Source organism: Pseudomonas sp. QS1027 (genome assembly GCF_002814235.1).
GTDB lineage: Bacteria > Pseudomonadota > Gammaproteobacteria > Pseudomonadales > Pseudomonadaceae > Aquipseudomonas.
Map to the genome: position 1 here is coordinate 44,321 of NZ_PHSU01000018.1, position 14,978 is coordinate 59,298.

Consider the following 14,978-nt stretch of genomic DNA (forward strand, 5'->3'; position numbering starts at 1 on the left):
CCGCTCCATGGCCCGATAACCTGACGCTTTCCAAGGCGTATCAGGAAGGACAGGCCATGAACCGATCTGCTGAACCAGGCACCGCTGTCGACCCGGGGGATGAGCCGCCCCCGCCGTTGTCCACCGAGGTCGATGACCTCTCGTTGTTGCTGTTCATGCGCCGTGACGGCGATCTGTTGCACAGCGAGGAGAGCTGGGCGCGGCAGCAGGTCGTCGAGCAACTGGCGATTTCGTTCAAGGCGGCCATGGGGCCGCTGCATGAAGCTGAACAACGCACCTGGCTGGGCAGCTATCGCCAGTTGATGGAGGCCCGGGCGACCCTTGACGAGGAGAGTCACAAGGTCGTCGACACCTTCGAAAAGGCCGGTCTGGCCAAGCTGCGCGAGCGCCTGCAGGAAGCCTCGGGCCTGGACCTCGACCCGCAGACCACCTATCTGCACACCGTGATCGATTCGTCGGCGGCTGTCCGGCAAGCCGTGGGTGAGGGGCCGCCGGTGCAGGTGGAGTCGTTCGAGCGGCGCATCGGCAAGGTCACGGTCTCGACCATGACCTTGTGGCAAGCCGCCTGCCTGAATTTCGCCTTCTTCGATTCCAGCCACGCCAACCTCAAGCGGCGCTGGATTTCCTTCGACAAAAAGGTCGATATCTCCGATCGACGCTGGCTGCTGGCGACGGAGGTGTTTGTCCGGATCGTCCGCGAGCTCAATCTGGGCGCCGTGCTCAAGCCCCATGTGGCGCGGGCCATGGCCGTGGAAGGGCCGTTGTATCAGTCGATACTGGCGTTTGCTCATGCGCAGATTCACTTTGCGCTGTATGACGCGGCCCGCCAGCCGGCCCTCACCGGCCTGAGCTACGGCGCCTTCGTCGCCTTGCGGGACGAACTGGCGACGGCGCGTCCCCGACTCAAGGGCGCCTATGTCGCGCTGCGCCTGACCGGCGGCCTGCAGGCGCGCCTTGACCGGGTGCTGGAGTCCGTCGAAAGCGCGTTGCTGCATCTGTTCGAGGTCGAGCACGAGCCCCTGGAACTGATCTATCTGCCCCTGCAAGTCTTCGAGGTGTCGGGCCAGTCGGGTCTTTACAGCTATTGCGTCGACCGTCCCGGGGGAGCCTTGCGTTACCACGATTCAAGAGCGGCGTTCGAGCAGGACTTCAAGGCGCAACTGGAAAAAGACAGCGGCAGCGGGCAATTGGGCTGGTTGATCTCGTCGCTGGCGTTCAAGCAGCAGCATCAGTTCTGGCAATGGCTCAAGGATCACCCCAAGCCCAGGCGCCTCACCTGGATGTCGACCTTCGAGGACCTCTACAAGTGGATCTGGTCGGGGGGCGGGGTTGAGGACCTGGCTTTCGCGTATGGCGATACGCTTGCCGATTTCAGCCCCGGCCAGGCCTTGGCCGAGTTCTATGCCTGGCGTTTTCGCTTGAATACCGAAGCGATCGCGGTCTCCAAGACCGAACACGATCTGCAAGCCGTCAAGGAGGGATTCCTTGAAGTCATGCACCTGCTGCTCAATGTCCTGATGCTGCCGGTGCCTGGTGGTTTCGGGGTCCTGGGGCGGATGCTCGCGGTGGCCATGTTCGCCCAGTTGGGCGTGGGTTTGGCCGATGGCATCCTGGCGACTTTCCAGGGGCGTCCCAAGGCGCTGGGGCAAGCGCTGGCCAGCGTCGGCATGGCGATCCTGACCGGGGCGGCGCTCGGTTATGCCGGACAGTTCCTGGAGCGGCGCTTGCAGGCGTTGTCCCTGGAGGTCGGACGTTGGCGCAAGGTGACGGCGGCCCAGGGACCGCCCCGGCTGTGGAAGGTCGATCTGAGCGGCTATGGGGTTTCCGTGCGAGGGCTGCGGGAACGCTTTGCCGCCGATGAGCGCGGGCTTTTCGAGGAGGGCGGGGTACTGTTCGGCGAGGTGCGCGAGCCCGGCGGACCGATTCAGGTCAGGTTGGAATACGATGCCGTGCTCAAGCGTTATGTGGCGGTTGCGCCCGACCCGTCGGGATTTCGTCCGGCCATGCGCTATGACCGGCAAGAACGATGCTGGAAGCCGGACCTGGATGACAGCCATACCCTGAGCGATGCCCGTTGGCTGGAGCGGATGATGGTCCAGGGGAATGCCGAAGAGGCCGAGACGCTGTTGACCATCAGCGGTGTTCGCCGTGAGGCGCTGCAAGAGGTCTGGGCGGGCGGGCTGCCCCCGGCGTCGCTGGTCGAGGCCGAGCGCCGCCGACAGATCGACGCGGGCCTCGATGCGTTGATCGGCAGCCGTGATGCGCGGCTGAGCTTGCCGGCGGATGCCGAGCGTGTGCTGTTCTGCCTGCTGCCGCGCTTGTCCGATTGGCCCGAAACCACCGGGCTGTTTATCCACGGGCCCGGGGGCGAGTTGTTGGCGGTCCATGGCCGGCAGGCGCGGCTGGCCGATTTCGAGCACCGGGTGGCGATTCGGCGCCTGGAAGAGGGCGGGTATATCGAGCAGCCGGCCGATCCACTGCTGCTTTCCGACGGTCTCGCCCATGAAGAGGGGGTACAGGCACTGATCCTCGGCCTGTTGCCCGACGGTTGCCCGCTCAAGGGCGACTTCCAGCCCTTTGTCCGTCGCCAGTGGAACAAGGCGATACGCCAGCAGGTCAACGCCCTGGCCCGGCTTGAACGCCAGACGTTGTTCGAGATGCTTGTCGCCCACGACGGCATGGACCGCTCCGCCTCGCTGGCACCCGCCCGCCATTACCTGTCGCTGGTCGCGCCGTCCCTGCCGTCGCTGGTGTTCAAGCTCCACGCCTTGTACCCCGCGCTGTCGCTGGCGCGCATCGCCGAATATCTACGGCGTATGCCCTTGGAGCCGCTTCAGCGCCAACGGCTGCTGGAGCACGGCGAATTGTCCGGCGCCCATGCCCGGGCGTTGGCCGATGCGCAAGCCATGACCCGCCTGGGCCGGGCGCTGGACGGGATCCATCAGGCCCGGTCATTTAACCGCGACACCGATCAGTGGTTGCAACTGGCCGGTGAGTTGCTGGTCCGCGAACAATTGGGAACGGCCCTGTGCCCACGGGTCAGCACGAGCCCGACTCACGACAGCTTCTACCTCGCCCTGGCGGCGCTGTTCAAACCCCATGAGCTGAGCCAGTTGGGCGTGCCCTCGGCGACCGACGTGAAGGCATTGCGCACGCTGCTCGCCAGCGTCCTGGAGCGCCGGCGGGCGAGTGACGGTCGTATCGTGCTGCCGGTCGAGCATTGCCGGGAGACGGTCGCCCTGCCGTCGACCCTGATCCCCGACGCCGCCGGTCTCTATCGCCAGGGCGACAACACCTACCTGTCGCTTGAGGGTGGCCTTTATCGCATTGAAAACACGGGGTTGCCCGAGGATTGGCGAATCAACCCCGCCGATCTGCCGGGGGCCTATACACCGCGCCTGGAACATAACGGCGCCAGTGCCTGGTGGCACGAGTTCGAAGACCCGCTGGAGTGGGATGGTCCGACGGCGTTTCGTCGCCTGGGCGGGCAGGCGGCATCGTTTTCCGAGACGGTCGCGCGGCAGATACTGGCGGTGAGCGATACCTCCGACAGCCTGTTGCGCCAGACGATTTTTTGCAATCATCGGCCCCCGGCCTTCCTGCTGTCGGTCATGCAGCGCTTCAGGGATTACCTGGATATCGAGCGGAATATCGCCTCGCTGACCTGGCGCTCGGCGGAACTGCCGGCGTTGTTCAAAACGGCGCTCAATGGTCTCAGCTCCGCGGATGATCTGTGGCTGGCCCTCGATCCGGGCTTGTCGGGAAACCAGTTGGTCGGCTACCTGCTGCGTCGCCTGGCGAGTGATCCGCGACGGGTCAGGCAGGCGCTGGCCGACGGTCTGTCCGGCCAGCGCGGCCAAGCGGCGAAGCCTTTGCCGAGACTGCTGGAACAGGTTTTTGCCGACCTGCCTGGCGGGGTGGCCGAGGAGATACTGGAGCACAGCGAATCATGGCAACGTCAGCTGATCACCGACTCGCGACGCATACCGCTGGCGTTGGCCGAAGAGGCCCACTGGTGGTGCGAGGAAGCTCTCCTGGGCCGGGCCCTCATGGGTTTGAGCCCGGATGGGTTGAGCAATGCCCATAGCGATCAGGTCTTGTTGGTGGTACTCAAGGCCCTGCCGGGTTGGCCGGAGCAGGCGCGGATCGAAATCCGCGAGACGGGCGTCGACGGTCCGCTGCTGGAGAGCAGCGGCAGCGCCGATATCGACAAGCGACGCGTAGTGGTCAAGCGGCCCGACGGTTATGAGTCGTTTATCGTCGAGGGCGAGCAGGTTTCCCGGCAGGGCACGGCGCAAAGCGACCTGCTGCTGGCCTTGTCCCGCGTGGTCCAGGATCTGCCCGCCCGCTTGCCCTGGGGAGGCGCGCAAGGACCGGAGGCGCTGTTGAAAAACCTGATCAGCCAGCAGGCGATTCGCCAGCGCGCAGAACTGCGCCAACGGCTCGGCTTGCGTCCCGCTCCGCCCTGGGCCTCACTGCCGCGCCGTCTGGTGCGCCAGCGCAGCGGTCAGATTGGCCTCGCGCTGAGCGGGCGCGGCCGAAGCCTGCCAGGGGTGGAGCTGTTTGGTCGGTTGAAAAAACTCTATCGCGGTGCCACCAATCAGGAGTTGTTCGACCTGCTGCGCGCGGCAGGTAGCACCAGCGCGGAGCAACGGCGGGCGGTCGAGGCGTTGGAGCGCGACTACATCACGTTGAAAAACGAGCTGGTGACCTGGGTCGATGCCCCGCGAGGCGCGGACGGAACGGCATGGGACGTGAACTTCAGGGTGCGCATGGCCATGGCGTCGCGGATCAGGCGTTGCTGGCGCTGGGAAAGCCGCAATCTGCTGGGTGGCCTGTTGCTGCTCGAAGGCTTCGCGGTCGAGCAGATGCCCAGGCTCAGCGTGTCGTTCAGGCACGTTACCCAACTGCTGGTGCGCGACATGAGCCTGGAGATCAGCTATGTGAATGCTTTCCTGAGCGCGTTTCCCGCCTTGAAGCACCTGCGCCTGTATGGCGCCGGCCTGAAGCGCCTGCCCCATGAGATTGGCCAGATGAAGGCGCTGGAAGAACTCGACCTGGAGGACAACCAGATTGTCCTGACCGAGCCTGCGGCCTTGCAACTGGCAGGGCTGAAAAGCTTGAAGATACTCAACTTGCGCGGGAATCCACTGAAGCTGCTCCCCGATTTCGGTGCCCTGTCCGACTTGCAGTCACTGAACCTGAGCCGGACCGGCCTGGATTCATGGCCCTCGGGGACGGTCTTTCTCAAGAGCCTGGCGTACATGAACCTGGCCCATAACCGGATCCGCCAAGTCCCCAACACCTTGCTCTCGGCCCCGCGGCTGCTCAAGCGTGGCGTGCATCTGGAGGGTAATCCGCTGGAGCAGGACGCGCTGGCCAAGCTCTCGGTCGATGCCCGCAAACAAAAGGGCGAGGGTATTACCTTCGGGCTTGCCATCGCCGAGCTTTCAGGGCCCGTCGGTATCGAAGCCTGGGGCTCGGCCTTGGAGCGTAGCGATGAGCAGAACTGGATCTGGCAACGGCTCAAGGACAATCCGGACGCCGAGGTGTTCTTCGACTTCCTGGAACAATTGAGTGCCTTGGCGACCTTCTATAACCCGCTGTTTTCCGCCGTGCGCAGAGATCTGACGCAACGTGTCTGGCGGGTGCTCGAGGCGATGGCCGAAAGCGCGGATTTTTGCGAGCAGCTGTTTATCCGGCAACTGGTGTTGACGGCCGAGGGGACGGGCAGGTTGCGGGTGTTCAACGAACTGGAGTTCGCGGTGCTCTGCCGCCAGGCCTTGAACGGGATCGACAAAGCCACGGCCCAGGCCCGGCTGCTGCGCTTGCTCAAAGGCAAGTTCCGCTTGCAGGTGCTCTGGGACCAGGTCGCCGATCTCGGTGTTTACCGGGCTTATTGGGAGTTGCTGGCCGAACGGCTGGAATTGCCCGATCTGTTCAATGGGCGTTTCTACAAGGAGCGTGTGGTGTTGAGCGACGCTCAGATCGAGGTCATGGTCGAACAGGTCCGGCGGACGGAAACAGCGGCGGGGCCGATGGGCCTGCATCGTTACCTGAAGTCGGACATTGCCTGGCGCAGGTTTCTGGAGCGGGCCTACGGGGAGGATTTCCAGTCGTTGCCCGAGCCGGAGCGTAACGCACGGATCGACACGCTGACGATCAGCGCCCTGAGTGACACGACACCTGTCGTATTTAGTTAGAACCGTTGCCCGGGAAGGGGGGGCTAGGCTGGGCTTTTCCAGTAATGAAAAGAGCAGCCATGGACGATTCCCACCCCCTTCCCGACCCCGCTGTCGAGCTTGAGACCCAAGCGCTTATCGAGGAGCAGCAACGCTTTGTGCACTCGCGCAAGAGTTGGCGATTCGCAGACATCGGCAATCATCTGCAGTCCGTTTCCGCCGCGGCGATGGGCCCCCTGAACGAGGTCGAGCGGCTGACCTATGCCAGCGCGTTCCGCTACCTCAGCAAAATGACCGAGGCTGTCGAAACCGAGAATCGCAAGCTCGGCGGCGCCTTTGAGCAGGACGGGCTCAAGCGCCTGCGTGAAGCCTTGCGCGAAAGCACCGGGCGCGACCTGGACCCCCGCAAGACCTACATCCATACCCTGCACATGGAGTTCAAGGACAGCGGTTGGGTACCCGGCCAACGCAACAAGCGGGCTTATGACGCCAACGCACCCCTGGCCCATGTCTACAGTCTGTCGCTCTGGCAGGCGGCCTGCCTCAACTTCGGCTTCGGCGAGCTGTTCAACTCCGACCGGGTGCGTGCCAGTTGGATCAATGAGCGGCCCGGTCCCGGCTATCAATGGGGATTTGCGCCCGATGACATCATCCAGGTCGGCATGATGCCGATCCACGACTTCGTGAACATCGCCCGCGACCTGGATCTCGGACGTGATCTCAAGGCGCGGGTGGACAAGGCGTTGGGTGACGGTGGCGTGCTGGGCCAGCACCTGGAACAGATGGCCCGGGCCGAGCTGTTGTTCAATCCCTACGAGGCTTATCGCAATGGCGCGTCCACTGGGGTCACCAATGCACCTTTCACGATCCTGCGTCATGCCTTGTGGCGCGCGCCGGAGACCGTGACGGTGAAGGCCGTATCGATCCGGCTGCCGGACAACGAAGTCGTCGTCATCCTGAAAAAGGTCAACCTCTCCTATCAACTGGGCAAGGCGCTTTTCGGCGAGAGCGACGTGATCTCCAGTTTTCTCGAACTGCCGTTGTTCACCTTCGAAATCGAGCGCTTCGACGGGGTTTTCAGTTACTACCCGAACCGCCTGGGCGGTGCGTTGCGTTATCACGCCGACACGTCAACCTTCGAGACCGAGTTCAAGCAGCAACTCAAGGACGACAATGCGCAAAAGCGCCTCAATTGGTTCCTGGCGCCATTGAGCATCAAGCAGCAGGCCGTGGTGCGCGATATCGTCACCGAGCATCCACGACCGGAAGGGCTGAACGCGGTGACCAGCGGGCTTTACGATGCCTTCCATTGGGCGTTTCCGGCGCCGGTGCTCGAAACACTCAAGTGGAAGTACCAGGCGCTGACGACCACGCCCGCGCAGGCGTTGAGAGACTACTACCTGCAACGTGACCGGCAGAACCTCAACGAACTGGCGGTCGAACGCTCGGTGCAGGATTGGCGTGCGTTCATCGAAGGCGCCAGTGCGGTCCTCGATGAAGTGCTCGGCCTGTTGCTGTTGCCGGTGCCGGGAGGGCTGCGGGGCATGGGCCGGGTCGTGCAGATCGCCTTGTTCGGGAGCCTGGGCTACAACTTTATCCAGGGACTGACGGAAGCGGCGAAAGGGCGACCCGAGCAACTGGCGCAGTCCGTCGTCGATATCGGCAATCTGTTGATCAGCGCGGGCCTTCATCGCCATGCGGTGAAATGGTCGATACGCCGTCACCGGGAACTGCAGGGTTGCCTGGGCGCCGTGCACCGGATCCAGGTGGCGGGCAAGCATACCCTCTGGGCCTCCCGGCTGGACCGTTATGTCAGCGTGAAAATCGGCCTGTTGCATGGCGAATCGGTCCGGGAGTCAGGAGTGATCGAATGGGGGGGCAAGCGATACGGCGAATTTCTGGTCGAGGGCGAACGGCAGGCGTTCGAGCTGGCCTACGATCCCGTCTCCAGGGAACACACCCTGGTGCATCCGGACCCCAGCGTATTCCGACCGGCGGTGAACTTCAACCCGCAGTTGCAGCATTGGCAACTGGCGCTGGACAACCCCGAGCCGCCGACCCTGAGTCAACTGGGCGAACGACTGTTGCCCGGGGGGCCTTTGACGAGTCGCGAGCTCACCCGCTTGAACCGGATCAGCGGGACCACCTCACAGACCCTCCAGCAGGTCTGGAAGGGTGAGCCGGCGCCGGCCGCGCTGGTCGACACGGTCAAACGGCACAACACCGAACGCGCCCTGCAGACCTTGAGCGCACCGCTGGCGTCGCGGCTGCCGTTGCCCGAGGACGGCGACCGGGCGCTGTTCTCGGCGTTGACGCAATTGCCGGACTGGCCGGACGACCTGGCCCTGAGTATTCATGACCAGGAGGGCGTACTGCTGGAGGCCTACGGGAAAAAGGACACGCTGGCCGAACATGGCCAGCGTGTTTCGATACGCCGTCTGGCGGATGGCGGCTATGTGGATCACGGTGCGCCTGCGGCTATCGCCGATCACGACCTGGGGCCGGTGGGTTTGATTCTCGGACTCTTGCCGAGCGATGCGGCACTGAGCCGACCCCTTGCGCCCAACCAGGCGTTTTCGAGCAGGGCCGTTATCCTCAGGCGGCGGGTGGTTGATCTTGTCATTCGTGAGAGAGGCCAGCTGTTCGAAGCCCTGAGCCGTTATCCGGGGCGGCTGAAGTCCGAGCGGGCGGAGCTGGCGCCGGGTCTGCGCCGGTTTCTCCCGGTGGCGAGCACGCCGCGCCCGGCGTTGCTCGAACAGACCCTGACCCTGCATCCAGACCTGTCCCCCGCGCGGGTTGCCGAATGGTGGCGCGGCCAGTCATTGTCGAGCGCCGAACGGGCCGGGTTCATGAGCTCGGGCCTGTTACCCGAAGGTGCTCGGCGTGCACTCCGACAAGCGGCCAGAAGCCTGAGCCTGGAACAGTCCCTCGATGGCATCTATCACCGCCGGGCCTGGAACGCCTCGACGGATGCCTGGGCCCGTGAAGGCATGGCGGCGCTGCTCGGGCAAAAACTCGGGATGACCCTGGAGATCAGCGAGGTCAGGCCCGGACAAACCGTCGCGCCGGTGGCCGCGGACCCGGCGGGCAAGCGGGTCGTGCTGCGCCACCACGGGCAGGGGCGTTATACGGTATTCGATACCCTCAGCCAATCTGAACGCCCGGTCCCCGAGGGCGCTGACAACTTCTACAAGGCGTTCAACAGCGCATTGAACCGTAACGATCAGATCCGCCTGGGGATCAACGATGCGACGGCGGACAATGCCGGGCGATTGCGCCGCGAGGCGGGGGACGCCCTGACGGACCGGCGCACCGCTGACGGTGATATACGGCCCTGGCACGATTCGGCGCACGCCTACCGGCAACCCGTTGAGCTGCCCGTCGAACTGGAGCCCGACCCATTGGGGCTGTATCGCTGGCAGGACAAGGCCTGGCTGCCCCTGGATGACGGGCTGTTCGCGGTCGACCAGCATCCGCTCTTCGACGACTGGGGCATCGAGCATCCGCGCTTGCCCGGGGCTTACCGGCTTGAGCTGGAACACAACGGCGCCGGTGCCTGGTGGCATGAGCAGGAGCAGCCGCTGGAATGGGAGGGGCTGAAGCTGTTTCGGCGCCTGGGTGAGCAGGCGGCGCGGCCATCCGATGAGCTGGCGCGGCAATTGATGGCGATCTGTGATGTCAGTGAGGACCAGCTGCGCAAGGTGCATGTGACCCGTTCGCGGGCGCCGGGCCTGCTGATGGATACGTTGCAGCGGGTGGACAGTCATGTGCGTGTCGGCGACAGCCTCGATCGGCTGGGCAGCACCGGCACGCTCGACCCGGTACTGCGCCGGGCGCTTGAACAGCTGAACGAGCCGGAACGCCTCGAACTCTTCGGTGACAGCGAACGGGATGAAGCGAGCCGGGTGCAGGCGCTTAACGAAAAAGTCAGGGAGGATGCGCGGGGCCTCAAGGCCCTGCTGGGTAATGCGCTTGAGCGGGCCCGGGAGCCCGACAGCGATCCCTCGACGGCGCTGATTCGCCGACTGTTTCCCAGCCTGTCGGAGCGGGTGGCCCGGGAGATCGTCGAGCAGGCCGATGACCCGCAGCTCCGCGAGATGGAAACCGGCAAGCTGCCCCTGGCGCTGGGGCAAGAGGCACGCTGGTGGATTCAGGATGTCCGGCTCGGTCGGGCGCTGGAAGGTTTTCAGGTCGACAGCCTGATCAATGGCGACAACGACCGGCTGGCCTTGCATCTGCTCGAACATCTGCCGGGATGGCCGGCCGACTTGCGCATCGAGGTCCGCGAGAGCTCGGCTTCGGGGGCGCTGCTCGACAGCCTGGGCAGTGCCGAGGCGTCCCAGCGGGCAGTGATCGTCAAGTCCGCTGAAGGCTATGGACCTGCCACCGGCCAGGGCAATGGCCTGCGCCCGGTGAGTCGCAACCTGATTCCCTCGATAATGGCCGCGTTGCCGGAGCCCGCGCGCAGGGCGCTGGTGCCCAGCGGGCTGGCCAGCCAACTGCGCCGAGACCTGGCGGGTGTGGCGGTCGGCGACCGTGGACGCGCGAAACGCTTGTTGGGCATGCGCCCCGAGATCCCCGGCTTCGTGCCGCCCCGGCGTCTGGCCGATGGCCGGATCGGCTATGAACTGAGTGGCGGTGAAGGGCGGCACAATCGGCAATTGAAGCGCTTCAGAGGCCTGTATTCGGGCTATTCCTATGCCGAAGCGTCTCGGCAGTTGGCACTGCTGGGCGAGGATTTCGCCAGTCGTGATGGGGTGATCCGTCAACGCGATCGGGAGTTGGACGCACTCCGAGGCGATCTCAAGCGCTGGCGCCAGACAAGGTATAACGGTGAATCACGGGCGCATTTGTATCAGTTCGCCAAACGCATCAAGCAGTGTTGGCGCCGGGAAACCTTGCGCGCCCCCGCGCAAAACAGTGGAGAGTCCGGTTACCTGCTGAGCCTGGACCGCCTGGAGGTCAGTCGTTTTCCGTTGTTTCCCAGGGTGGCCGACTTTTCCCACGTTACGCGCTTGTCGATGCGCAGTATGAAGATCGAGGCGCCAGTGTTTCTCGACCAGTTCCTGCGTCAGTTCGTGTCGTTGCAGGAACTGGATCTGTCCCACAATCGCCTGTCCGACTTTCCTGTATTGGAGGGCTCGATGCGTGAGCTACGCAGGCTGAAACTGGCGCATAACCGCATTGTCTTTCCCCGGGGCGGTCATCAGCGCCTGGCCAGCATGAGCGAACTGCTGCAACTGGACCTGAGTGACAATCCGCTGGGGCATCCACCCGTTCTCGACGAACTGCATTTGCTGAGAAAACTGGATCTGCACAATACCCAGATAGAAAACCTGCCTGCCGGGATCGAGCAGCTGTATCAACTGACCTTTGCCAACTTGAGCGGTAACCGCATTCGGAACATTTCGGGGCGGGTTCTCAGCGGGTTTGCGGCCTCCAGGCCCGAGAATGCTGAACCGGTAGCGGTTGCGCTGACCAACAATCCGCTTTCGGGCAACGCGCGGCGACGCCTTCAATATTTCAAATTGAGTCATCCCGATAGCCGTTTCGGCTTTGATGTGCCTGAACTGGATGGGCTCGATCTGTGGTTATGGGGGCGGTCCGCCAGCCGCGACGATGCGCTTGCGGATGCCTGGCATCGCTTGTCCGCCGCCTCGGGGGAGGAGTTCCTGGGTTTTTTTCGCGAGTTGGCCAAGCTTCCCGAACTGTATCTGGAGAGCAAGGAGACGATTCGCGAAAACCTGATCGACCATCTGCAGTACGTCCTCTCCTTGGCGGCACGGGATCCGGAGTTGCGCACCCGGCTATTCGATATCGTTCACTACGGTGGGCTGGGGGACTCGTCCGCCTTTGAGATTTTCAGGCAACTGCAGTTGGAGGCGTTTTATGCGTTCGCGCGCAGTCAGGCCGAGGTGAGCGAGAGGGAACTGAGGGTCTTTGTCCTGGCCCGGGGAGAGTTCCGCTTTTTTACCTTGCACAATGAGGTGTTCAGACAGAACGTCCAGTACCCGGAGGAGCGTTTTCGGGGGTATGCCTCCCAGCTCGGCGATCTTCACCTGCCGTCGCTGTTTCTTGACGACATGGTGCCCAGGGCCGTTGATCCCAGGGCGGTCGAGTCCATGCGCCATCTCGTCCTGGAGGTCGAAGCGGCGCAAGGGCTGGACAGTATTTTGATGGGCAACCGTCATTGGCAGGCGTTCCTCAAGAACAGCCATATCAGCGAGCACGATCGGCTCTTTGGCGAGTTCTTCGACTATGAACCGTTGGAAGGCGAGACGACGCAGGACTACAAGAACCGTGGCGAAGCGTTGCAGGGTGAGTACCTGAGGCGGCGTGAGAATTGGCTGCGTATCCTCACGCGCCAGGCCTTGCCCAGGCTTTTCCGGGTAGACCTCGAGGCCCGGCAGGATTAGCCGGGCCCGGTGTTCGCTCAGCCTTTCCAGACCTGGGGATTGACCAGGTCGCGCGGGCGCTCGCCCAACAAGGCGCTGCGCAGGTTGGCCAGCGCCCGATTGGCCATGGCCTCGCGGGTTTCGTGAGTGGCAGAGCCGATATGCGGCAGGGTCACGGCGTTCTTCAGTTGGAACAACGGCGACTCGGCCAGGGGTTCCTTCTCGTAGACGTCCAGGCCGGCGCCGCGAATCGTGCCGTTTTGCAGGGCCTGAATCAGCGCCGGCTCGTCCACCACCGGGCCACGGGAAATGTTCACCAGGATCGCGTCCGACTTCATCAGGCCCAGTTCGCGATGGCTGATCAGATGGCGGGTCTTGTCGCTCAAGGGCACCACCAGCACCACGAAGTCGGACTCGGCCAGCAGGGCGTCGAGGCTGCGGAACTGCGCGCCGAGTTGCTGTTCGAGTTCCGGCTTGCGGCTGTTGCCGCTGTAGAGAATCGGCATGTTGAAGCCGAGGTGACCACGGCGGGCCACGGCGGCGCCGATATTGCCCATGCCGACGATACCCAGGGTCTTGCCGTGTATGTCGCCGCCGAACAGGGCCGGGCCGACACTGGCCTGCCACTGCCCGGCCTTGGTCCAGGCGTCCAGCTCGGCGACCCGGCGGGCGCTGCTCATCAGCAGGGCGAAGCCCAGGTCGGCGGTGCTTTCGGTAAGGACGTCGGGGGTGTTGGTGAGCATGATCCCGCGTTCGTTGAAGTAGGCCACGTCATAGTTGTCGTAGCCGACCGAGACACTGGAGACGACTTCGAGCTTGGCGGCGTTTTCCAACTGGGCGCGCCCGAGCTTGCGACCGACACCGATCAGGCCGTGGGCGTGGGGCAGGGCTTCGTCAAACTGGGCGTTGAGATCACCGAGCTTGGGATCCGGGACGATGACTTCGAAGTCTTGGCGCAGTTGCTCGATCATGGCGGGGGTGACGCGGCTGAAGGCGAGTACGGTCTTTTTCATCGCAGGGCTCATCGAACGACGGGAATACCAAGCACGCTATCATTTTTCGCCGGATTTGTGCGGTGGATTCTGACTTTGTAGGAGCGAGCTTGCTCGCGATGGTGGTCCAGACACCGCGGGGTATCAGATGCCCCGCGTTATCGTTGACGCCCATCGCGAGCTAGCTCGCTCCTACAACAACATTCAGTTGGCGATACGCACGTTTTTCAACTCATACGCCGCCAACTCGGCCTGATGGCCCGCGAGGATTTCCGGCAATGTACTGCGCAAGTGCTCGACCCAGGTCTTGATCTTCGCATCCAGATACTGCCGCGACGGATAGATCGCATACACATTCAGCTCCTGGGACCGATAGCTGGGCATCATCCGCACCAGGCTTCCATTACGCAGCCCCTCGATCGCCGCATACACCGGCAACACGCCAACCCCCATGCCGCTGGTGATCGCCGCCTTCATCGCATCGGCGGAGTTGACCAGAAATGGCGAGGTCGCAATGTTCACCGCTTCCTGGCCATCCGGGCCATCGAAGGCCCAGCGGTCGAGGGCGATCACCGGGCTCACCAGGCGCAGACAGGCATGGTTGAGCAGGTCGCTGGGCCGCTGCGCGCAGCCGTTGGCTTTCACATAGGCCGGCGAGGCACAGACGATGCTGTAGGTGATCCCCAGGCGTTGCGAGACAAACCCCGAATCCGGCAACTCGCTGGCCAGCACGATGGACACGTCGTAGCCCTCGTCGAGCAGGTCCGGCACGCGGTTGGCCAGGGTCAGGTCGAAGGTCACGTCCGGATGGGTCTTGCGATAACGGGCGATGGCATCGATCACGAAATGCTGGCCGACCCCGGTCATCGAGTGCACTTTCAACTGCCCGGCCGGGCGCGCATGGGCGTCACTGGCCTCGGCTTCGGCTTCCTCGACATAGGCCAGGATCTGCGCGCAACGCAGCAGATAACGCTTGCCGGCCTCGGTCAGGGCGATGCGCCGGGTGGTGCGGTTGAGCAGGCGGGTTTGCAGGTGGGCCTCAAGAGCCGAGACCGCGCGCGAGACGTTGGCCGTCGTGGTGTCCAGTTGCACGGCGGCGGCGGTAAAACTGCCGGCCTCGGCCACGCAACTGAAGGCGCGCATATTTTGCAAAGTGTCCATGGGGTGCTCTCTGGAGTGACGGCAAATTGTGACACGAAGTAACGGTGTGAAGGGCATTCGACCAAGGGATTATCGCGTTAACGGTAACAAAGATTCACAGAAACCCCCTCTTATCGGCTTACCGGCCGCCCTCTAGAATTGCGCCGACCTGTGTCCCCCCCCGATCCCAAGAACATCTCATAACTGTAGGAGCAGGGCTTGCCCGCGAAGCTTTTGGCGGCCTCAAGGGCCCCTTCGCTGGCAAGCCA

Annotated in this window: 4 protein-coding genes; 2 read left to right on the plus strand and 2 right to left on the minus strand. The window is 63.7% G+C overall.

The features are described from left to right. Nucleotides 1-56: 56 nt before the first annotated feature. The gene (locus CWE01_RS17380) at nt 57-6,203 is read left to right on the plus strand and encodes an NEL-type E3 ubiquitin ligase domain-containing protein (RefSeq protein WP_100941776.1); all 6,147 of its coding nucleotides are present in this window, start codon (nt 57-59) and stop codon (nt 6,201-6,203) included. Between the two features lie 59 nt (nt 6,204-6,262). Further along, nucleotides 6,263-12,598: an NEL-type E3 ubiquitin ligase domain-containing protein gene (locus CWE01_RS17385; RefSeq protein ID WP_100941777.1), complete on the plus strand. Its 6,336-nt coding sequence runs from the start codon at nt 6,263-6,265 to the stop codon at nt 12,596-12,598. 17 nt (nt 12,599-12,615) lie between these two features. On the opposite strand, the gene CWE01_RS17390 is transcribed toward CWE01_RS17385, so the two are convergent. Together CWE01_RS17390 and CWE01_RS17400 are read right to left on the minus strand one after the other, a co-directional pair. After that, a complete protein-coding gene (locus tag CWE01_RS17390) occupies nt 12,616-13,590 on the minus strand; it encodes a D-glycerate dehydrogenase (protein WP_100941778.1) in 975 nt (324 codons plus the stop codon). Between the two features lie 183 nt (nt 13,591-13,773). Beyond that, the gene (locus CWE01_RS17400) at nt 13,774-14,730 is read right to left on the minus strand and encodes a LysR family transcriptional regulator (RefSeq protein WP_100941780.1); all 957 of its coding nucleotides are present in this window, start codon (nt 14,728-14,730) and stop codon (nt 13,774-13,776) included. Nucleotides 14,731-14,978 lie beyond the last annotated feature (248 nt).

Coding starts and splice junctions, on each gene's coding strand:
- CWE01_RS17380 (WP_100941776.1), top strand. CDS start 57: ATGAACCGATCTGCTGAACCAGGCACCGCTGTCGACCCGGGGGATGAG.
- CWE01_RS17385 (WP_100941777.1), top strand. CDS start 6,263: ATGGACGATTCCCACCCCCTTCCCGACCCCGCTGTCGAGCTTGAGACC.
- CWE01_RS17390 (WP_100941778.1), bottom strand. CDS start 13,590: ATGAAAAAGACCGTACTCGCCTTCAGCCGCGTCACCCCCGCCATGATC.
- CWE01_RS17400 (WP_100941780.1), bottom strand. CDS start 14,730: ATGGACACTTTGCAAAATATGCGCGCCTTCAGTTGCGTGGCCGAGGCC.